This is a genomic window from Sphingobium sp. TomMM15, from assembly GCF_055397045.1.
Genome location: NZ_AP027314.1, coordinates 976,872 through 997,280 on the forward strand (window position 1 = coordinate 976,872; position 20,409 = coordinate 997,280).

Here is a 20,409-nt window from a genome sequence, read left to right on the forward strand (position 1 = left end):
CGCTGGATGGAGGCCGGATATGGCGGCTATCCAGCGGAGTTACAATCATCTTGGGGCACTAGCACCGCCTAACGCCAGCTCGATCAGTGCCATGGTCGAGGGGTCAAAGCCCTTCGCCCCTTCCGCCTCGATCGATTTGGCGATTTCCTTGCCCAGTTCCACGCCGAACTGATCGAAGGGATTGATGCCCATCAGCACGGCGTTGGCAAAGGTACGATGCTCGTAAAAGGCGATCAGCGCGCCCAGCGCATCGGGCGTCACATCCTCCAGCAGGATAGTGGTGGACGGCCGATTGCCCGGATAGGCACGTGCGGGGTCGTCCGCATTCTCCTTGCCCCGCATCAACGCCGCCCCTTGCGCGAAGCAGTTGACCAGCAGCGCCCGGTGATGCGCCGGATCCAGAGCATGGCCAGGCTCGATCGAAGCGACGAATTCGACCGGCGCCACGATAGTCCCCTGATGCAGAAGCTGGAACACGGCATGCTGCGCGTCCGTGCCCACGCCACCCCATGTAATCGGCGCTGTCGGCCCATCGACAGGCTGGCCATCGCGCGTCACGCTCTTGCCGTTGCTCTCCATCTCCAGCTGCTGGAGATAGGATGGCAGCAGCCGCAGCCGCTCGTCATAGGCGAAAAGCGCGCGCGTCTGGCACCCCACGACACGCGCATAATATTGGTCCACAAAAGCCGCGATCAGGGGAGCGTTATGAGCAGGATCGGACAGCCGGAAATGCCGATCCATGGCCGCCGCGCCTTCCAGCAGGCTTTCAAACGCGTCCCAGCCAAGCGCCAGCGCAGCAGGGAAGCCGATGGACGACCAGAGCGAATAACGCCCACCCACCGTCTCGGAAAATGGCAGGATTCGCGTTTCATCCACGCCCCACTCGATCGCCTTGTCGGGATTGGCGGTCAGCGCAATCACCTTGCCATAGGGATCATCCACCCCGGCCTCGACAAGCCAGTTGATCGCGCTTGCGGCGTTGAGCATGGTTTCGGTGGTGGTGAAGGTTTTGGACGCAATGGCGATCAGTGTCGTTTCCGGATCGAAGCGCGCGATCGCCCGCTCCATAGCGGTCCCGTCAACATTGGACACGATCGCCACGTCGTAGCGCGCGCCGTCGCCGCCCAGCGCGTCTATGATGAGGTCCGGCCCCAGCGCCGACCCGCCGATGCCGATGTGCAGGATGTGACGGATGGGGCCTAGCGCCTCCCCCTCGATCGCGTCGATCAGCGCGCGCATGCGGGCATGCAGCATCTTTGCCCGCGACACGCTTTCCGCATTGCCTTCGCCCCGTTCGGCAGGATGCTCGGCGGCGCGACCTTCGCTATTATTGATGGGCTCACCCGCGAAAAAAGCGTCACGCCATTTGGCGAAGTCCTTCTCCTCGGCCAGCTTCAGAAAGCCGTCCAGCAGATCGCTGGTCAGATGCGTCTTGGACCAGTCGAAACGGATAGGTCCCTGGGTCAGCGTGAACTTGCTCAGCCGGTTTGGGTCCGCCGTGAAGATGGACTTCAATTCGGGCAGCGGGATGGCCGCAATGGCCTCCAGTGCAGGGCTGGACATGGAAGGGTAAATCCTCTTTTTTCCGTGGTTAGCGACGACGCCGCACCTGTCGATTCTCCCGTCTCTTACCCAAGCGTGACGGCCAATGCATCGCCCGCTATGCTTGACGGCGGGTTTACAACGCAGCAAAAGCCGCAACGGCCTGTTTTCAAGGCGGATCGAAGGACTAGACAATATAGCATGAGCGCAAAATCCGAAACGCGGGACTTCCTTTGGTTTCTCGCTAAGCTGGCGGTGTTCGTCTTTGTCCTGCGCAGCTTCATCGTCTCTCCGTTCAATATACCGTCTGAATCGATGCAGCCCCGCCTGTTGATCGGCGACTATCTGCTCGTTGCCAAATGGCCCTATGGCTATTCGCACTACTCGCTGCCTTTCAACTTGCCGCTGATCCCCGGCCGCATCCTAGCATCCACGCCCCAGCGCGGCGATGTGGTGGTTTTCAAGGCGCCGCCTACCCAGAAGATTGATTATATCAAGCGGGTGATCGGCCTGCCCGGCGACATGATTTCGGTACGCGGGGGCACGGTCTATCTGAACGGTCAGGCCATTCGGAAACAGAGGGTCGCCGACCTCGTCATCCCCGTCTCACCTAACATGGTCGATGCTGCAGCCAAGGAGGGCAGCCCTTCCCCCTGTTACCGCCCGAAGTTTGAGGAAGATGCAGCGAGCGGCGGGCGTCAGTGCCGTTACCCGCAATATCGTGAGACATTGCCCGGCGGCAAAAGCTACAACGTCCTCGATCTCGTGCCGGACGGCGCCGCCGACGACCGCGACACGGTGCTGGTGCCCGAGGGCCATCTGTTCATGATGGGCGACAATCGTGATCGCAGCGCGGACAGCCGCTTCCCGGCGGTCGAAGGCGGCGGCATCGGGCTGGTGCCCGAGGAAAATCTGGTTGGAAAGGCGATGATCTCCGTCTTCTCCACCGATGGCAGCGCCAATTGGTTGCTCCCCTGGACATGGTTCACCGCAGCCCGCTGGAACCGGATCGGGGAAGGCTTTTGACAAAGGCCGACACGTCTGGCTGGCTCGCCGGGCTGATCGGACGAGCGCCGAAGGACGAGGCGCCTTTCCGTCAGGCGCTTACCCATGGCAGCGCAAATGCCGTCAATTATGAACGGCTGGAATTTCTCGGTGATCGGGTGCTTGGCCTGATCGTTTCCGAATGGGTTTATGAGCGTTTCTCGGGAGAACCCGAAGGCAAGCTGTCGCGCCGCTTCAACGCGCTGGTGTCGGGTGAGACGTGCGCCGAAGTAGCGCGCGCGGCTGGCGTCCCCACGCATCTTATCCTGGGTAAACAAGCCCGCGACGACGGCGCGGCCGACAGCGACAATGTGCTGGGTGACGTCATGGAGGCCCTGATCGGCGCGCTTTATCTGGAAGCAGGCATTGACGATGCCCGCAGGCTAGTGCGTCGTCTCTGGGCCGACCGCGTGGACACGCAGGAAAGCGCGCCAAAGCATCCCAAGTCCACCCTTCAGGAATGGGCCGCCGCCAACCGCCGCAAACCCCCGGAATATGCGATGACTGACCGCTCCGGGCCACACCATGCGCTGCGCTTCACGGTGACCGTGAGCATCAAGGGCGCAGGTGAAGCGAGCGCAACGGGGGGAAGCAAGCAAGAGGCGGAGACGGCTGCGGCGAAGGCGTTGTTGGATAAGCTAAACGGCTGAATCCTGTTTTCCAACGTGCTACTTACGCCCGTTCGCCCTGAGCTTGTCGAAGGGCTTCACTTCCCTTCTTCGAGCCAACATGCCTTTCTACACCTACATGCTCCATTGCGGCGATCGCAGCTTTTACACCGGCCACACGGACCACCTGCAAACCCGGATCGCTCAGCATGAAGCCGGCGCGATCCCTGGCTACACGCAAAACCGTCGCCCGGTAAAACTGGTCTGGTCGCAGGAGTTCGGAACACGTATGGAGGCGCTAGAAGCCGAACGCCAAATCAAGGGCTGGAGCAGAGCCAAAAAGCTCGCTCTGATCCGAGAAGATTGGAGACTAATCTCCACATTGGCGCGCCCAAAATTAAAGTAGAGCCCTTCGACAAGCTCAGGGCGAACGGAGTTTTTGTTTGACGATTGATCCCGAATCCCCACGCTGCGGCGTCATCGCCATAGTCGGCGCCCCCAACGCGGGTAAATCCACGCTGGTCAACGCCCTGGTCGGCCAAAAGGTCGCGATCACCAGCCCCAAGGCGCAGACCACCCGCACCCGCGTCATGGGCGTCGCTATCGAAGGCGACACGCAGATTGTCCTGGTCGACACACCCGGCATCTTCGCCCCAAAGCGCCGCCTTGATCGCGCGATGGTTCAGGCCGCATGGGGCGGCGCGCAAGGCGCTGACCTGATCGCATTGATTGTCGATGGGAAGGCAGGCCTCGGCTCAAAGATGGAGCCGATCATCGAAGCGCTGATACATCGGCCCGAACGCAAATGGCTGATCCTCAACAAGGTCGATATCGCTATCAAAGAGAAGTTGCTGGTCCACACCCAGAAGCTTTACGAACGGATTGGCTTCGAAGAGACATTCTTCATCAGCGCCGCGACCGGCGACGGCCTGCCCGAGCTCAAGACCGCCTTCGCCAATGCCATGCCCGAAGGCCCCTGGCACTTCCCGGAAGATCAGGTCTCCGACGCAACCGACCGCATGCTGGCCGCCGAAATCACCCGCGAGCAGCTTTATCACCAGCTCCACGCCGAACTGCCTTACGCGGCCGCGGTCGATACGGAGCAGTATAAGGAACGCGAAGACGGCTCGGTCGAAATCCATCAGCAGATCCTTGTCGGCCGTTCCAGCCAGCGTGCCATCGTACTCGGCAAGGGCGGTCAGCGCCTCAAGGAAATCGGTTCAAAGGCTCGCGCCGAGCTGGCGCAACTGCTGGGTGTCAAAGTCCACCTCTACCTCCACGTCAAGGTGAAGGAAGATTGGGAAGACGACCGCTTCATCTACCGCGACATCGGGCTCGATTGGGTGGAGTAATCTTAGAGCCACGTGCTCCTGCCCGGGCAGGAGCACGCTGCTTATTCCGGTGGCGGATTACTCCGCCGCCGCCTTCTTCTTAGCCGGAGCCTTCTTCGCCGCTGGCTTTTTAGCCGCAGCCTTCTTGGGCGCCGCCTTCTTCTTCCCCTTCTTCGCAGGCGCCGCAGCCGCCCGCGCATCGATCAACTGCGCCGCTTCCTCCAGCGTCAATGCATCCTGCTCGATCGTCTTGGGCAAGGTCGCATTGGTCGTGCCGTCGGTGACATAAGGACCATAACGCCCCGCCATCAACTTGATCTCGGCCTCGGTACGCGGATGCTTGCCCAGCACCTTCAAAGGCTCGCGCGACGCGCCACCGCGCCCGCCCTTGTTCGCCGCATCGGCTAGCTTGGCGACGGCGCTATTCATCCCCACCTCGAAAATCTCAGCGGTGGAGGACAGCCGACCATATTTGCCGTCATGCAGCAGATAAGGCCCGAAGCGTCCGATATTCGCGACGATCGGCTTGCCTGTTTCCGGATGCAGCCCGACCTCACGCGGCAGGCTCAATAGCTTCACCGCCCAATCCAGAGTCATCTCGCCATCGGGCAGGTCCTTGGGAATCGATCCGCGCTTAGCCTCCTTGCCCTCGCCCATTTCGATATAGGGACCAAAGCGCCCGGACTTGCGCACGATATCCTGCCCGGTTTCGGGATGCTGCCCCAGCACCTCCGGCCCCTTATCATCACCGCCATCGCTGTCGCCCGGTTGCCCGAACTTGCGCGTAAATTTGCACTCCGGATAGTTGGAGCAGGCGATGAACGCGCCGAATCGGCCGCCACGCAATGCCAGCTGTCCGTCGCCGCATATCGGGCAGGCACGCGGGTTGCTGCCGTCAGCCTTCGGCGGGAACAGCATCGGCTCCAGGAACTTGTCCAGTTCCGCCGTGATGTCCGACGGCTTCTGCTCCATGACTTCCGCCGTCTTCGGCTTGAAGTCGCGCCAGAAGGCTTCCAAAACAGCCTGCCATTGCGCCCGGCCGCCCGAAATTTCGTCCAGCTCGTCCTCAAGGCCCGCCGTAAAATCGTAGGACACGTAGCGCTCAAAGAAGCGCTCCAGGAACGCCGTCACCAGCCGTCCGCTCTCCTCGGCGAAGAAGCGGTTCTTCTCCACCCGCACATAGTCGCGGTCCTTGAGAACCTGAAGGGTCGAGGCATAGGTGGAAGGTCGCCCGATGCCCAACTCTTCCAGCTTCTTGACCAGCGAAGCTTCCGAATAGCGCGGCGGCGGCTGAGTGAAATGCTGCTCCGCCGTCACCTTCTTTTCGGCAGGCGCATCGCCCGCCACGAGACGCGGCAGCAGCTTGCTGTCGTCATCCTCGGCATCGTCGCGCCCCTCTTCGTAGAGCGCCAGGAAGCCCGGAAAGATCACGACCTGACCTGTCGCGCGCAGCGCATGCTGCCCCGTGCCATCGACCAGATCAATCACCGTCCGCTCCAGTCGCGCCGAAGCCATCTGGCTCGCCAGCGCGCGCTTGAAGATCAGGTCATACAGCCGTGCATGATCGCCCGATCCAACCTTGTCGCGGCCGAACTCGGTCGGACGAATGGCTTCGTGCGCTTCCTGCGCATTCTTGGCCTTGGTCTGATATTGGCGCGGTTTCTCCGGCAAATATCCGCCGTCATAACGCTCCGCGATCGCCTTGCGCGCGGCGGAAATGGCGCTGCCGTCCATCTGCACGCCATCAGTACGCATATAGGTGATCGCGCCATCCTCGTAGAGTTGCTGCGCGATCCGCATCGTATGGCTCGCGGAGAAGCCGAGCTTGCGCGCCGCCTCCTGCTGCAAAGTCGATGTCGTGAACGGCGCGGGAGGATTGCGCGAAACGGGCTTCGTCTCGACCTTTTCGACCGTAAAACGACCAGCCTCCACGTCCGCCTTCGCGGCCATGGCGTCGCCTTCCTTGCCGATGGTCAGCCGGTCGATCTTCTCGCCCTTCCAACGCACCAGCCGTGCGGTGAAGCCCTGGCCGCCTTGCTCCATCTCGGCCGCGACCGACCAATATTCCTGAGCGACGAAGCTTTCAATCTCACGCTCACGTTCAACCACCAGACGCAGCGCCACCGACTGCACGCGTCCGGCGGATTTCGCCCCCGGCAGCTTACGCCACAATACCGGCGACAGCGTGAAGCCCACCAGATAGTCCAGCGCCCGCCGCGCCCGATAGGCGTCGATCAGATCTTCATCCAGCGCTCGCGGCTTCGCCATCGCATCCAGCACTGCCGCCTTGGTGATCGCGTTAAAGGTCACCCGGTCCACGGTCGCAGGCAGCGCCTTCTTCGCGCGCAGCACTTCCTGCACATGCCAACTGATCGCTTCCCCTTCGCGATCAGGGTCAGTCGCGAGAATCAATCGGGTCGCCTTCTTGGCCTCATCTGTGATGGCCTTGAGCTGCTTGCCCTTGTCGCCATAATTCTCCCACTGCATGGCAAAGCCCGCGTCGGGGTCCACCGACCCGTCCTTCGGCGGCAAGTCGCGGATATGGCCATAGCTGGCGAGGACGTGGAAATCGCCGCCCAGATATTTCTCGATGGTCTTCGCCTTGGCTGGCGATTCAACGATGACAAGCTGCATTAATGCCCCGGTTTTTGAGTTCTCTCACGTACACGCGCGAGTCTGGAAGGCGGTGGCACCCCGCGTCAAGAGCATCACGACAGGCTTACCTTGCCGCCCGCACGACGTTCCAGCCGCCCTGCCAATTCCAACTCCAGCAGCACGGTCTGAACAATGGCTGGGGAAAGGCCGGATAGACGAATAACCTCGTCCACGGGCACCGGCGCATGGCCCAGCAGTCCCAGAACAACCTCCCGCTCCTGCCCCGCCACATCGGACGAAACCGGCGCGCCGCTAAAGTCGAGCCGCCCCTGCCGCACCATGCGCGCGTCAATGCCTCCAATTGCCTCGATCACATCCGCGCCATTCTGCACCAGCGTCGCGCCTTCGCGGATCAGGTGATTGCAACCTTGCGCCCGTGGATCGGCTGGCGATCCCGGCACCGCCATGACCTCCCGCCCGGCCTCGACAGCCAAGCGCGCCGTGATGAGCGATCCCGATTTGGGCGCCGCTTCCACGACCACCGTCCCTGCGGCCAGTCCAGCAATGATGCGATTACGCGCTGGAAAGTGACGCGCGAGCGGCTGCATACCGGGAGGATGCTCCGTAACCAGCAAACCCTCACTCGCGACCTGCTCCTGCAAGTCGCCATTTTCTGGCGGAAACACGACATCGATGCCGCAGGCGATAACCGCGATCGTTCCGGTTCCCACCGACCCTTGATGCGCGGCCGTATCGATACCCCTCGCAAGGCCCGACACCACCACCGCGCCCTGCTGTCCCAATTCCTGCGCCAGCGTCCGCGCGAAACGGCAAGCGGCGGCAGAAGCATTTCGCGCACCCACCATGGCCACGCATTGCCGCCCCGCCAGTCCCACATCGCCGCGCACAATCAACGCAGGCGGCGAACCATCCATCTGCTCCAGCAAAAACGGATAATCCTGATCCCCCATCAGCAGGTAGCGCGCGCCAAGCGCCCGGCTGCGGGCAATCTCCTGCTCAACAGCGCCTGCGTCCGCCACTGCCGCCTTCCCGCCGCCTCTTGCGGCAAGCTCCGGCACCGCCCGCAAAGCATCTCCCGCCTTTCCGAAGCGCGCCATCAACTGCCGGAAAGTAACCGGCCCGATGCGGGGCGAACGGATCAGGCGGAGGCGATCGAACCGCTCCTGCTCACTCACTCTCTGGCAGCCCCGATCTTGGGTTCGGTCCCCTTCGCAAGCCGCGCGATATTGGCCCGGTGCCGCCACAACAGGATCAGCGTCATTGCCAACGCTACAGGAACCAGATCAAACCGCCCCATGAACCACAACGCGACCGGGGCGCTAATCCCCGCCGCCATGCCTCCGACTGAAGACCATTTCGTCCCGAACAGCGCCCCCAGCCATACAAGCGCAAACACTATTCCCGCAGGCCAGTGCAGCGCGGTCACCACGCCCATCATCGTCGCTACGCCCTTGCCACCCGCAAAGCGCAGCCACACAGGATAGCAATGCCCGATAAAGGCCATCGCGCCCGCCATCGGCCCGCCATTGTCGATCAACGCCGCGCCGATCAGTACGGCCGCCGCGCCTTTCAGCAGGTCGAGCAACAAGGTCGCCGCCGCAAGCCCTTTGCGCCCCGTCCGCAACACATTGGTCGCGCCGATATTGCCCGACCCAATCTGCCGCAAATCTCCGGCACCTGTGATGCGCGTCAGCAGGAGTCCAAAGGGTATGGAGCCCAGCAGATAGGATATCAGCAGGACGAATGCGGGAAGTAGCCAGGGAGGGTTCATGATCTCGCCGAAATGATTGCGGCGCGACCATAGCGTTGCCGCCGTGGGGGGCAATGGCGAAGCTGCTCCAACCGAAACAAATCCTCCCCATGCCGCGCATGGGGAGGGGGACCGATCGCGAAGCGGGCGGTGGAGGGGAAATGCAAAGGTCGCGCCTTTTTCCCCTCCACCAGCCTTCGGCCGGTCCCCCTCCCCACGCCTTCGGCGCAGGGAGGATCAGGAAACCCCAATATTGACAGCCTCATCCTCACCCGCGACATGTGCGCCATAATGAAGGTCGCCCCATCAGCCCCCCTGCTCTTCTTCGATTCCGGCGTTGGAGGGCTCTCCATCCTCGCGCCAGCACGCGCAGCGTTGCCCAACGCCCCTATCGTCTATGCCGCCGACAGCGCAGGCTTCCCTTATGGAACGAAGGGCGAGGCGGAGATCGCCGCCCGCGTGCCCGCGCTGCTCGGCCGCTTGGTCGAACGCTTCCGCCCCCGCCTTGCCGTGATCGCCTGCAACACCGCCTCGACCATCGCGCTGTCCGCTGTCCGCGCCGCGCTGGACATCCCCGTCGTCGGCACCGTCCCCGCGATCAAACCAGCCGCGCTTCTTTCCAAAAGTCGCGTATTCGGCGTGCTAGGCACCGACGCCACCGTGCGCCAGCCTTATGTCGATCGCCTCACCGCCGAGTTCGGAGCAGACTGCACCGTCCTGCGTCACGGTTCTGCCGCCCTTGTCCAGCTGGCCGAAGCCAAGCTGCGCGGCGAGCCTTTAAACCCTGCTATCGCCCGCGACGCTCTCGCTGGCCTTCTCGATCAGCCCGGCGGCGACCTTATGGACACGGTCGTACTCGCCTGCACGCACTTTCCGCTGGTGGAGGCGGAACTCGCGGCCGCCGCACCCAGGCCCCTCACCTTCGTCCACGGCGGGGAGGGCATCGCGCGCCGCATCGCCTACCTGACACAAGGACAGGATTGGCCAGCCTCCCTCCCGTCCGGAAAAGCCGTGTTCACGCGCCTCGACAATAGCGTCGCGACGCTCGCCCCGGCGCTGGCTGACTTCGGCCTTACCCAGATGGAAGCGCTTTGAGGGGTGAGACCTTTGGTCCACTCCCAATTTCCTCTATCATCGTGATAGGTATTTCTCCCTAACGCTGCGAACGGTTATCGCTGGTAATGACGCGCGGCAGCAGGTAAACGCCCGCAAGAGGGGAATGCGGGCCACTAAGGGACTAGGGCGTTACGTGAACTACAAGCATATCTTCGCGCAGGCGATCGACCGGCTTCACAGCGAAGGCCGCTACCGCGTGTTCATCGATATTCTGCGGAACAAGGGTGCCTTCCCTAACGCCCGCTGCTTCCACGGCCATAATGGCCCGAAACCCATCACCGTCTGGTGCTCCAACGACTATCTCGCCATGGGGCAACACCCCAAGGTCGTCGCCGCGATGGAAGAGGCGCTGCACGATGTCGGCGCAGGCTCCGGCGGCACCCGCAACATCGGCGGCAACACCCATTATCATGTCGATCTGGAGGCTGAACTGGCCGATCTGCATGGCAAGGAAGCGGCTCTGCTCTTCACGTCCGGCTATGTGTCGAACGAAGCGGCGCTCTCCACTCTCGCCAAGCTGCTGCCCGGTTGCATCGTGTTTTCCGACGAGCTGAACCACGCTTCCATGATCGCGGGCATCCGCAATTCCGGCTGTGAAAAGCGCGTCTTCCGCCACAATGACGTCGATCATTTGCGCGAGCTGCTCGCCGCAGAAGATCCCGACGCTCCCAAGCTGATCGCCTTTGAAAGCGTCTATTCGATGGATGGCGACGTCGCCCCCATCGCCGAAATCTGCGACCTAGCCGACGAGTTCAACGCGCTCACCTATCTGGACGAAGTCCATGCGGTCGGCATGTATGGCGCGCGTGGCGGCGGCATTTCCGAACGTGACGATGTCGCGCATCGCCTGACGATCATCGAAGGCACGCTGGGCAAGGCTTTCGGCGTCATGGGCGGCTATATCACGGCCGATCAGATGATCGTCGATGTGATCCGCAGCTACGCACCGGGCTTCATCTTCACCACCTCGCTCTCGCCCGTCCTTGTCGCGGGCGTCCTCGCGAGCGTCCGCCACCTCAAGCAGTCGAACGAAGAGCGCGAAGGCCAGCAGGTCGCCGCTGCTACGCTCAAACGCTTGATGGCGGAATCGGGCTTGCCGGTCATGCCGTCCGTCACCCACATCGTCCCGCTGATGGTCGGCGACCCAGTCAAGGCCAAGCGGATCAGCGACATCCTGCTCGCCGAATATGGCGCCTATGTTCAGCCCATCAACTACCCCACCGTCCCGCGCGGCACCGAGCGGCTGCGCTTCACGCCCGGCCCCGCGCATACGGTGGAAATGATGCAGGACCTGGTTCAGGCGCTCGTCGAAATCTGGGATCGGCTGGAGCTGGAACTCAAGAAGGCCGCCTAACCGGACCTCTTGCGGAACAATAGGGGCATTTCCCATCTTCTTGGATGGATATGCCCCATTGGATCGAACCGCACCCCACCGGAATATACGTCCGCCCCGCTGACGCCTGGATCGATCCATCCCAGCCAGCCGAACGCGCGCTCGTCACCCACGGTCATGCTGATCACGCGCGCGGCGGCCACGGCCATGTCTGGGCGACGCAAGAAACCCTCGCCATCATGGCGCTGCGCTACGGCACGGCGAGCGGGACGCCCGTCGGCTACGGCGAGCAGATTCGCATGGGCGGGGTGGACATCTCCTACATTCCCGCAGGCCACGTACTCGGCTCGGCGCAAATCCTGCTTGAACATGCGGGGGAGAGGGTGGTCGTCACCGGGGATTACAAACGCCGCCCCGACCCCACCTGCAAACCGTTCGAACCAGTCCCCTGCGACATCTTCGTAACCGAAGCGACCTTCGGCCTCCCCGTCTTCCGCCACCCTGACACAGGCAGCGAAGTCGACCGCCTGCTCGCCGCCCTCCACGCCCATCCCGACCGCTGCGTCCTCGTCGGCGCCTATGCACTTGGCAAAGCCCAACGCCTGATCTGCGAAGTCCGCGCGCGCGGCCATCATGACCCCATCTACATCCACGGCGCGATGGAGCGCATGTGCGCGCTCTATCAGGATTTCGGCATCGACCTTGGCGAACTCCGCCCCGCGACGGGCATCCCGGCAAAGGAGATGCGAGGCCACCTCATCGTCTCGCCCCCTTCCGCCCTCAACGACCGCTGGAGCCGCCGCCTGCCCGATCCCATCACCGCCATGGCGTCAGGTTGGATGCGCGTCCGCCAGCGCGCCCGGCAGAAGAATGTCGAGTTCCCTCTCGTCATATCCGACCATGCCGACTGGGACGAATTGACCAGCACCATCCGCGAAGTCGCCCCCACCGAAACCTGGATCACTCACGGCCGCGAAGAAGCTCTGCTCCACTGGTGCATGACCCACCAGATGCGCGCCCGCGCCCTCGAACTGGTCGGCCGCGAAGATGAGGATGAGGGTTGATGATCACCAAACGCCCTCTATCCCCGTTCGCCCTGAGCCTGTCGAAGGGCTTTTCTTTCCTGACAGGAAGTAAAGGGCTTCGACATTCGAACGAGACAAGCGGCTCATTCGGACAGCCCGAACGGACGAGAGCTTTCATTCCATGAGGCAATTCTCCCAACTCCTCGACGGCCTCGTCTACACCCGCTCCCGCAACGGCAAGCTGGACCTCATCGCCCGCTACATGCGCGAAGCACCGGACCCCGATCGCGGCTGGGCGCTAGCCGCCCTCACCGGCAATCTCGACATAAAGGCCGTCAAAGCCTCAGCCATCGGCGAAATGATCCGCGCCCGCACCGACCCGGTCCTCTATGAAATGAGCCGCGACTATGTCGGAGACCTCGCCGAAACCGTAGCCCTCCTCTGGCCCAAACCCGAAGACCAGCCACAGGAAATAGACGACGCCACCCTCACCCTCTCCGCCATAATCGACCGCCTCCACAACGTCAGCCGCGCCGCCGCCCCCGACACGCTGGCGCAGATGATGGATCACCTGGACGCCTCCGGCCGCTTCGCCCTCCTGAAACTCGCCACCGGAGGCCTGCGCGTCGGCATCTCAGCCCGCCTCGCCAAGACCGGCTTCGCGCAAGCCTTCAACCTCGACGTCGATGACGTGGAGGAATGCTGGCACGCCCTCTCCCCACCCTACACAGCCCTGTTCGACTGGGCCGAGGGCAGGTCCGGCCGCCCCGACCCGGCAGGCACACCCTTCTTCCGCCCCTTCATGCTCGCCCACCCACTTGAAGCCGACAGCGTGGACCTGACCCACTATGCCGCCGAGTGGAAATGGGACGGCATCCGCATCCAGATCGTCGGCACGGGCGAGCAGACCCGCCTCTACAGCCGCGCCGGAGACGACATCACCGGCAGCTTCCCCGAGATCGCGCAAGCCTTCACCGCCCACGCAGTCCTCGACGGCGAACTCCTCGTCAAAGGCGAATTTCAGGGAGGCGAGGCAGCCAGCTTCAACGCCCTCCAGCAACGCCTGGGCCGCAAGGCGGTGACCGCCAAGATGATGGCCGACTACCCCGCCTTCGTCCGCCTTTACGACATCCTCCTCCACGCCGACGAAGACCTCCGTCCCCTTCCCTGGGAGCAACGCCGCCCGCGCCTCGAAGCCATCGTCCCGACCCTCAACCCCGACCGCTTCGACATCTCCGCCCTCATCACCGCCCCCGACTTCGAAAGCCTTGCCGACATCCGCGCAGGCGCCCGCGACGCCGCCATCGAAGGGGTGATGCTCAAGCGCCGCGACAGCCCCTATGTCGCCGGACGCAAGGCCGCGCTCTGGTATAAATGGAAACGGGACCCCCTGACCGCCGACTGCGTCATGATGTACGCCCAGCGCGGCCACGGCAAACGCTCGTCCTTCTATTCGGACTACACCTTCGGCTGCTGGACGGAAGAAGGCGAACTGCTCCCCGTCGGCAAAGCCTATAGCGGCTTCACCGACGAGGAACTGAAGTGGCTGGACCGCTTCGTGCGCACCAACACAGTCAACCGCTTCGGCCCCGTGCGCGAAGTGGAAAAGTCACTGGTGCTGGAAGTCGCCTTCGACAGCATCCACGACAGCAAGCGACATAAGTCCGGCTTGGCGATGCGCTTCCCGAGGATTGCCCGGATCAGACGAGACAAGCCTGCGGCGGAAGCGGATACGGTCGAAGGTTTGAGAAGACTGGTAAGTTAATCCGTCAGTATGTGTCCCTCACCCGAACATATACTTGTCCTCTGGAAGCGAACCCCTCTGGCGAACGACCGGTATAGGTAAAAGAGCTAAGACCGATAAAACTGCCAACTCGCGAGACTGTTACGACACCCTGCGCTGACAATGACACAGCTATTTCGCTAGGATTGTCATTGATGACAGACGTTATTACTCCTGATGGCATGCCTGAAAACAGAACATAGTCATTGCAGAAGAGCGCCCGCATCGAACTACAGTCATTTGGTGCAGTATATGAGTAGGGCACGACGCTAAATGGGTTCAGCTCTCTATAATCCGTTATACCTACATAGTCGGTCATAGCAGGGACTGATGCTGAAGCGAATGTTTGCACTGCCGTTTGAATGTCTACTTCTGTGATCGAACTGATCCGCGCGGTCGCCGGGTTGGGCCATTGCGCTAGTAGAATGGCGATTTCCGGAAGAACATAAAATCGATAGGCGTATGCCCATGCTTTGATGGATGTATCATCACTAAGCCTTTCCGGCATTGCGGAAAAATATTTTTGAAGCAAGTCCGCCGCAGCCTCCAGGCGTCCTGGAGGTGAAGACACCGCATTGCGACTTTTATTCAAAGCCGCCAGGATGACGGATTTTTCCGTCAAGCGAGCGTCCCCATTTTCATTTATAATCTGGGCCAGATAGTTCGCTACTTCCTGCACGGAAACGCTTGCATCTATCGAATCGCCGTTCGTATCCTTGGTGAGAACGCCCAACGCCAATATCTGCACGTTGATGGTGGTAATGCGCGCGGCATCTTCGCTCACCATCGAACTACTGCTGTTGCGACCCTCAACAGGATTAAAGGTGAGCAAATTCGTCTCACTCCTCAGCGCCATAGGACCAGTCGAAAGGCCTAATGCATTTCGCACGGTTGCTTGATTTCCATGAGCGTCAATCACCGTACTGAGAGGAGAGATCACCGACGCCCCCACTGGTGCCCTCAACCGTGAAAACGCAAAGCCCATAGTTGAGTCAACACCCAAGGCCTGCATACGATAAAGTGGAGAAGCCGGGATGGTTCCACTAATCCAGGACGGCTTTGCGACGGTGACGGCCGTACCGAAAGTTCCGGTCATTGAAGTGGGAGTGTTGCCGTCCGAGCCGTCACCAAACTGACCATTGCCATTAGCGTCGATCAACACTGTCGATAGAAGTGGGCCGACTGCTACCACCGAAAAGGTTGTGGGCGTCGGTGTCGGGGCAGGCGTTGATGGTGCCGGAGGAGCAGATTCCTCGCCGGATCCGCCTCCGCAACCAGATGTCATTGCTATAATCGAAATAGCCAAAAGGCTATGTTTGAGATATTTAGACTTCATGCCTGCCCCCTGAATGAGTTCCGGAGCTAATCGGAGCTGAGCCAGACGGCAATGACAAATGTTGTCTTTTTAAACAGGGCGTTAGCCGAGAGCCGCAAAGCTCTCGCTGTTGGATAGCATAAAGGAGAGCCCCCAATGCCCTACACCGGAAGCTGCCACTGCGGCGCAGTCACCTTCACCGTAACCACCGACGCCCCGACCGAAGCCATGTCCTGCAACTGCTCCCATTGCAGCCGCAAGGGCTTCCTCCTCACCTTCGTCCCCGCCGATCAGTTCACACTAGACAGTGGCGAGGACAAGCTGACCGACTATCAATTCTACAAGCACAAGATCACGCACCGCTTCTGCAATATCTGCGGCACGCAGTCCTTCGCTGAGGGCGATTCCCCCGAAGGCCCGACCCGCGCCATCAACCTGCGCTGCGTGCCCTCGGTCGATATCGACGCGCTCAAGATCAAGAAGGTCGATGGCGCCAGCTTCTAGGACGGACCGCGCGCACCGCATTTCTGCTCGCGCGGAGGCGCATGAAGGGACGGCCTAAGCCTTCTTCCTGCCCCGCGGCGGCTTCGCCTCATTCAGCGCAACCGCCGCAAGCACCAGCGCCTTGAACGCCTCCGCATCGATATCCTCACCCTCGCGGATATCGATCGCGCGCCTGACATTGCCCTCAAGACTCGCGTTGAACAGCCCCGCCGGGTCATCCAGCGAAGCCCCCTTGGCAAAGGTCAGCTTCACCACCGCCTTGTAAGTCTCGCCCGTGCAGATGATCCCGGCATGGCTCCAGGTTGGAACGCCGCGCCATTTCCATTCCTCGACAACCGCCGGATCAGCCTCCCTGATCAGCCCTCGGACCCGCGCCAGCGTCCCGCCTCGCCAGTCGCAAAGTTCCGCAATCCGCGCATCGATTAGTGCGGAAGCCTGCTGCTCATCGCTCATCCGTTCGGCCCATCCCTCGATGAAGGTTCCCGCTTCTGCCAGACTGACTTTGCGCTGTCACGCGCAGCCCCTATATGGGCGCTTTCGCGCCTCGTGCGCGGTGCAGTCATGGAGCAGTGGAATTGAGCAAGGTTCTGGTCATTGGCGCAGGCGGCGTCGGGTCTGTCGCGGTACACAAGATGGCGATGAACTCTGACATTTTCAGCCATATCACACTCGCCAGCCGCCGCATCCTCAGCTGCGAGAAGGTAGCCGAATCGGTGAAGGCGCGCACCGGCGTCACCATCGACGTGGCGCAGGTCGATGCCGACAATGTCGCGGAAACCATCGCCCTGATCGAAAAGGTCCAGCCCAAGCTCGTCGTCAATCTGGCCCTGCCCTATCAGGACCTGGCGATCATGGACGCCTGCCTCGCGACCAAGACCGACTATCTCGACACCGCCAATTACGAACCGCGCGACACGCCCAAGTTCGAATATGGCTGGCAGTGGGCCTATCAGGATCGTTTCAAAGAAGCGGGTATCATGGCGCTGCTGGGTTCGGGCTTCGACCCCGGCGTCACCAGCGTCTTCGCCAGCTATATCAAGAAGCATCTGCTCGACCGGATCGACACGCTCGACATTCTGGACTGCAATGGCGGCGACCACGGCCAGCATTTCGCCACCAACTTCAACCCGGAAATCAACATCCGCGAAGTGACCGCCCCCTCACGTCATTGGGAAGGCGGCAAGTGGGTCGAAGGCCCGGCGCTCAAGCACAAGCAGGTCTTCAATTTCGATCAGGTCGGCGAAAAGAATATGTACCTCATGTATCATGAGGAACTGGAATCACTCGCCAAATTCTACCCGGAAATCAAACGTATCCGCTTCTGGATGACCTTCGGCGATGCCTATCTCAAGCATCTCGAAGTCCTCCAGAATGTCGGCATGACCCGCATCGATCCGGTGACCTACAACGGGCAGGAAATCATCCCGCTCCAGTTCCTGAAAGCCGTTCTCCCCGAACCGTCGAGCCTCGGCTCCACGACCAAGGGCAAGACCAACATCGGCGACATCGCCACCGGCCTGAAGGACGGCAAGCAAAAGACCTTCTATGTCCTCAACATCTGCGACCATGAGGACGCCTATGCCGAAACCGGCAATCAGGCGGTCAGCTACACCACCGGCGTCCCCGCGATGATCGGCGCTGCTATGATGCTGACCGGCGCATGGAAAGGTGAGGGCGTGTTCAACATCGAACAGTTCGATCCCGACCCCTTCATGGACATGCTGAACAAGCACGGCCTGCCCTGGCAGGTGAAGGAATTGGGCAAGCCGCTGGATTTCTAACGCGGCGAAACGAAAAGGAATAACGTCACCCCGGCCCTGAGCCGGGGTCCCGCTTCTTCTCACCGTTGCCAAGGCAGCGGGACCCCGGGTCCAGCCCGGGGTGACGGTGGGGACGCCTGGAATGGAAAAAGACTCATGGAAACCAAAGCCGGCGACCCCGCCGCCTTCGCGCATTTCGACCTGCACCGCGTCCCCTCACCCGCCTTTGTGGTGGATGAGGCCGCGATCCGCCGGAACCTGTCCATCCTGCGCGACATAGGCGATCGCGCGGGCATCAAGGTGCTGGGCGCGCTCAAGGCCTTCTCCATGTGGTCCCTCGGCCCCGTAGTCGCCGAATATCTCGACGGCGTCTGCGCGTCCGGTATCTACGAAGCCCGCCTCGGCCGCGAAGAATATGGCGGCGAGGTCGCGACCTACTGCGCCGCCTATAAGCCGGACGATCTGGCGGCGATCCTCAAAATCTCCGACCACGTCATCTTCAATAGCCCCGGCCAGATCGAGCGGCTCAAACCCGTCATCGACGATGCCAGAATGAACGGTGTGAACTTCGGCATCGGTTTACGCATAAATCCCCTCCACGCGGAGGGAGAAGTCCCCAAATATGACCCCTCGCAGCCCCACAGTCGCCTCGGTTTTCCGATCGACCAACTGCGTCCGGAGCATCTCGAAGGCGTCGATGGCCTCCATGTCCACAATCTCTGCGAGCAGGATTTCCTGCCCCTCAAACGCACATGGGCAGCCATCGAATCGCGCGTCATGCCGCATGTCGATGGCCTCAAATGGCTGAACTTCGGCGGTGGCCATCATGTCACCCGCTCCGACTATCAGATCGACGATCTGATCGCCTTTCTCCAGCGGATCAAGGCGCAGACCGGACTTGAACTGTATATCGAACCTGGCGAGGCAATGGCCCTTGATGCCGGAATCCTGATCGGCGAAATCCTGGACGTCATCGACAATGGGATGCCCGTTGCCATCACCGACATTTCGGCCACCTGTCACATGCCTGACGTCATAGAGGCGCCCTACCGCCCCGCCATGCTGCATGAAGAGGCGGACGGTCCCGCCACGCGACTCGGCGGCCCTTCCTGCCTGGCTGGCGACATCATCGGCGACTATCGGGTCCCCGGCGGCGCGACTCCGGGACGGCGCATCGCCTTCCTCGACCAAGCCCACTACTCGATGGTAAAGACCAACACCTTCAACGGTGTACCGCTCCCGTCTATCTGGCTGTGGAACTCGCAAACCGACGAACTCAAGCAAATCCGCCAGTTTTCATACGAGGATTTTAAGTCCCGTCTCTCTTGACGCACGCTTCATGCCCGCCCGCGCAACAAAATTTACGCATGCGCTTTACAGGGGGGACCCCTACGCATATATCGCCGTTCCGCTGCCCCATGGGACTTCCACCGCAAGGCAGCTTTTAATGCCCTGAACTACACTGGAGGTCCCTTGAGTTGCACAAGCACCATAGCGCGCTGGGGGTAGCGACCGCCCTCAAACCGGCAGCACCGGTAACGCTGATCCGCCCGCAGGCTGCGGCCCGCGCCGCCCGATTCTTCGCTGAGAAGTTTCCGGGGCGCTCGCTCTATGCTGTAAAGGCTAATCCCTCGCCGGACCTGCTCCGGACTTTGTGGGACAGCGGAATCACGCATTATGACGTTGCGTCCATCGCCGAGGTTCGCCTCGTCGCGGAAACGCTGCCGCAAGCGAAGCTGTGCTTCATGCACCCCGTCAAGGCTGAAGAAGCCATTGCGGAGGCTTATCACGTCCATGGCGTGCGCACCTTCTCGCTCGACACGATCGATGAGCTGGGAAAGATTGTGCGTGCCACCGACGACGCCACGGACCTTGAACTCTGCGTTCGCCTGCGCGTCTCGTCCGAACATTCGGAACTGAGCCTGGCGTCCAAGTTCGGCGCGGAACTCGGCGAAACCCGCGAACTGCTGATGGCCACCCGTCAGGCTGCTGATGCGCTCGGCATCTGCTTCCATGTGGGTAGCCAGGCGATGAGCCCGCAAGCCTATAGCGACGCGATCGAACGCGTCCGCGCGGCGATCGTCGATGCGGCGGTTACGGTCGACATCATCGACGTAGGTGGCGGCTTTCCGTCCGTTTATCCGGGCATGGAACCGCCTGCGCTGGAAGCTTATTTCGACGCTATCTATCGCGGCTTTGAGAGCCTGCCGATCAGCTATTCCGCCGAACTGTGGTGCGAGCCCGGCCGTGCGCTTTCGGCCGAATATAGCTCCATCATCGTGCGGGTAGAGCGTCGTCGCGGCACCGAACTCTACATCAACGACGGTGCCTACGGCGCGCTTTTCGACGCCGCACATATCGGCTGGCGTTTCCCAGTCGCCCTGCTGCGCGAGGATGAGAGCGAGGCGGATCTAAACGGCTTCTCCTTCTACGGCCCGACATGCGACGACATGGATCACATGGTGGGTCCGTTCATGCTGCCCGACGATGTGGCTGCGGGCGACTATATCGAAATCGGCATGCTCGGCGCATATGGTGCGGCGATGCGCACCGGGTTCAACGGCTTCACATCAGAAGCGGTCATTGAGGTGGAGGACGAGCCTATGGCCAGCCTCTACGCCGATCCGGTTCCGGCACGCCGTCGCGCAACTGTCATCAAGCTGGGCTAAAAGGCTCAAGCTC

At 61.7% G+C, this 20,409-nt stretch carries 18 protein-coding genes; 12 read left to right on the plus strand and 6 right to left on the minus strand.

Annotation, left to right across the window (positions count from 1 at the left end; translation table 11 throughout):
- Positions 1–45: 45 nt before the first annotated feature.
- A complete protein-coding gene (pgi, locus tag ACZ51H_RS04980; protein ID WP_464802625.1) occupies positions 46–1,563 on the minus strand; it encodes a glucose-6-phosphate isomerase in 1,518 nt (505 codons plus the stop codon).
- Positions 1,564–1,743: 180 nt separating this feature from the next.
- Here pgi and lepB point away from each other — a divergent pair, with 180 nt between their 5' ends.
- The 4 genes from lepB (at position 1,744) to era (ending at position 4,546) form a co-directional block, all read left to right on the plus strand.
- Positions 1,744–2,568: a signal peptidase I gene (gene lepB, locus ACZ51H_RS04985; RefSeq protein ID WP_449472415.1), complete on the plus strand. Its 825-nt coding sequence runs from the start codon at positions 1,744–1,746 to the stop codon at positions 2,566–2,568.
- Complete coding sequence (gene rnc / locus ACZ51H_RS04990) at positions 2,523–3,236, plus strand: ribonuclease III (RefSeq protein WP_464802626.1); 714 nt, start codon at positions 2,523–2,525, stop codon at positions 3,234–3,236. The genes lepB and rnc overlap by 46 nt, the downstream gene beginning before the upstream one ends.
- A 79-nt stretch (positions 3,237–3,315) precedes the next feature.
- Complete coding sequence (locus ACZ51H_RS04995; RefSeq protein ID WP_464802627.1) at positions 3,316–3,600, plus strand: GIY-YIG nuclease family protein; 285 nt, start codon at positions 3,316–3,318, stop codon at positions 3,598–3,600.
- A gap of 37 nt (positions 3,601–3,637) precedes the next feature.
- Positions 3,638–4,546 carry a GTPase Era gene (gene era / locus ACZ51H_RS05000; RefSeq protein ID WP_464802628.1) on the plus strand — a complete coding sequence of 303 codons (909 nt, stop codon included), beginning with the start codon at positions 3,638–3,640 and terminating at the stop codon, positions 4,544–4,546.
- A 57-nt stretch (positions 4,547–4,603) separates the two neighbouring features.
- On the opposite strand, the gene topA is transcribed toward era, so the two are convergent.
- The 3 genes from topA to plsY form a co-directional block, all read right to left on the minus strand.
- Positions 4,604–7,159 carry a type I DNA topoisomerase gene (gene topA / locus ACZ51H_RS05005; RefSeq protein WP_464802629.1) on the minus strand — a complete coding sequence of 852 codons (2,556 nt, stop codon included), beginning with the start codon at positions 7,157–7,159 and terminating at the stop codon, positions 4,604–4,606.
- A gap of 74 nt (positions 7,160–7,233) precedes the next feature.
- Positions 7,234–8,316 (minus strand): DNA-processing protein DprA, encoded by a 1,083-nt coding sequence (dprA, locus tag ACZ51H_RS05010; protein ID WP_464802630.1) that lies wholly within the window; start codon positions 8,314–8,316, stop codon positions 7,234–7,236.
- Positions 8,313–8,912, minus strand: coding sequence for a glycerol-3-phosphate 1-O-acyltransferase PlsY (gene plsY / locus ACZ51H_RS05015; protein WP_460985862.1), 600 nt, complete (start codon positions 8,910–8,912; stop codon positions 8,313–8,315). The genes dprA and plsY overlap by 4 nt, the downstream gene beginning before the upstream one ends.
- A 270-nt stretch (positions 8,913–9,182) precedes the next feature.
- Here plsY and murI point away from each other — a divergent pair, with 270 nt between their 5' ends.
- From murI to ACZ51H_RS05035, 4 genes are all read left to right on the plus strand, one after another.
- Positions 9,183–9,986, plus strand: coding sequence for a glutamate racemase (murI, locus tag ACZ51H_RS05020; RefSeq protein WP_464802631.1), 804 nt, complete (start codon positions 9,183–9,185; stop codon positions 9,984–9,986).
- Positions 9,987–10,140: 154 nt separating this feature from the next.
- The gene (gene hemA, locus ACZ51H_RS05025) at positions 10,141–11,361 is read left to right on the plus strand and encodes a 5-aminolevulinate synthase (protein ID WP_449472429.1); all 1,221 of its coding nucleotides are present in this window, start codon (positions 10,141–10,143) and stop codon (positions 11,359–11,361) included.
- Between the two features lie 50 nt (positions 11,362–11,411).
- Positions 11,412–12,404 (plus strand): ligase-associated DNA damage response exonuclease, encoded by a 993-nt coding sequence (locus ACZ51H_RS05030; RefSeq protein ID WP_464802632.1) that lies wholly within the window; start codon positions 11,412–11,414, stop codon positions 12,402–12,404.
- A gap of 142 nt (positions 12,405–12,546) precedes the next feature.
- Complete coding sequence (locus ACZ51H_RS05035; protein WP_464802633.1) at positions 12,547–14,130, plus strand: cisplatin damage response ATP-dependent DNA ligase; 1,584 nt, start codon at positions 12,547–12,549, stop codon at positions 14,128–14,130.
- A gap of 4 nt (positions 14,131–14,134) precedes the next feature.
- Here the strand turns inward: ACZ51H_RS05035 and ACZ51H_RS05040 are convergent, their stop codons facing one another.
- Positions 14,135–15,484 carry a hypothetical protein gene (locus ACZ51H_RS05040; RefSeq protein WP_464802634.1) on the minus strand — a complete coding sequence of 450 codons (1,350 nt, stop codon included), beginning with the start codon at positions 15,482–15,484 and terminating at the stop codon, positions 14,135–14,137.
- A gap of 135 nt (positions 15,485–15,619) precedes the next feature.
- Between ACZ51H_RS05040 and ACZ51H_RS05045 the strand changes: the two genes are divergently transcribed.
- A complete protein-coding gene (locus ACZ51H_RS05045) occupies positions 15,620–15,967 on the plus strand; it encodes a GFA family protein (protein ID WP_464802635.1) in 348 nt (115 codons plus the stop codon).
- A gap of 54 nt (positions 15,968–16,021) precedes the next feature.
- Here the strand turns inward: ACZ51H_RS05045 and ACZ51H_RS05050 are convergent, their stop codons facing one another.
- A complete protein-coding gene (locus ACZ51H_RS05050) occupies positions 16,022–16,420 on the minus strand; it encodes a DUF1801 domain-containing protein (protein ID WP_464802636.1) in 399 nt (132 codons plus the stop codon).
- 122 nt (positions 16,421–16,542) lie between these two features.
- On the opposite strand from ACZ51H_RS05050, the gene ACZ51H_RS05055 reads away from it, so the two are divergent.
- From ACZ51H_RS05055 to ACZ51H_RS05065, 3 genes are all read left to right on the plus strand, one after another.
- Positions 16,543–17,748 carry a saccharopine dehydrogenase family protein gene (locus tag ACZ51H_RS05055; protein ID WP_464802637.1) on the plus strand — a complete coding sequence of 402 codons (1,206 nt, stop codon included), beginning with the start codon at positions 16,543–16,545 and terminating at the stop codon, positions 17,746–17,748.
- A gap of 135 nt (positions 17,749–17,883) precedes the next feature.
- Positions 17,884–19,056, plus strand: coding sequence for a carboxynorspermidine decarboxylase (locus ACZ51H_RS05060; RefSeq protein ID WP_464802638.1), 1,173 nt, complete (start codon positions 17,884–17,886; stop codon positions 19,054–19,056).
- 149 nt (positions 19,057–19,205) lie between these two features.
- Positions 19,206–20,396 carry a type III PLP-dependent enzyme gene (locus tag ACZ51H_RS05065; RefSeq protein ID WP_464802639.1) on the plus strand — a complete coding sequence of 397 codons (1,191 nt, stop codon included), beginning with the start codon at positions 19,206–19,208 and terminating at the stop codon, positions 20,394–20,396.
- The last annotated feature ends 13 nt before the right edge of the window (positions 20,397–20,409 follow it).

Bases quoted from the DNA above. Each gene is read 5' to 3' on its own strand.
- lepB (WP_449472415.1), top strand. From the start codon at position 1,744: ATGAGCGCAAAATCCGAAACGCGGGACTTCCTTTGGTTTCTCGCTAAG.
- ACZ51H_RS05060 (WP_464802638.1), top strand. From the start codon at position 17,884: ATGGAAACCAAAGCCGGCGACCCCGCCGCCTTCGCGCATTTCGACCTG.
- topA (WP_464802629.1), bottom strand. From the start codon at position 7,159: ATGCAGCTTGTCATCGTTGAATCGCCAGCCAAGGCGAAGACCATCGAG.
- ACZ51H_RS05035 (WP_464802633.1), top strand. From the start codon at position 12,547: ATGAGGCAATTCTCCCAACTCCTCGACGGCCTCGTCTACACCCGCTCC.
- pgi (WP_464802625.1), bottom strand. From the start codon at position 1,563: ATGTCCAGCCCTGCACTGGAGGCCATTGCGGCCATCCCGCTGCCCGAA.
- ACZ51H_RS04995 (WP_464802627.1), top strand. From the start codon at position 3,316: ATGCCTTTCTACACCTACATGCTCCATTGCGGCGATCGCAGCTTTTAC.
- ACZ51H_RS05045 (WP_464802635.1), top strand. From the start codon at position 15,620: ATGCCCTACACCGGAAGCTGCCACTGCGGCGCAGTCACCTTCACCGTA.
- ACZ51H_RS05030 (WP_464802632.1), top strand. From the start codon at position 11,412: ATGCCCCATTGGATCGAACCGCACCCCACCGGAATATACGTCCGCCCC.
- plsY (WP_460985862.1), bottom strand. From the start codon at position 8,912: ATGAACCCTCCCTGGCTACTTCCCGCATTCGTCCTGCTGATATCCTAT.
- ACZ51H_RS05040 (WP_464802634.1), bottom strand. From the start codon at position 15,484: ATGAAGTCTAAATATCTCAAACATAGCCTTTTGGCTATTTCGATTATA.
- ACZ51H_RS05050 (WP_464802636.1), bottom strand. From the start codon at position 16,420: ATGAGCGATGAGCAGCAGGCTTCCGCACTAATCGATGCGCGGATTGCG.
- rnc (WP_464802626.1), top strand. From the start codon at position 2,523: ATGGTTCACCGCAGCCCGCTGGAACCGGATCGGGGAAGGCTTTTGACA.
- murI (WP_464802631.1), top strand. From the start codon at position 9,183: ATGAAGGTCGCCCCATCAGCCCCCCTGCTCTTCTTCGATTCCGGCGTT.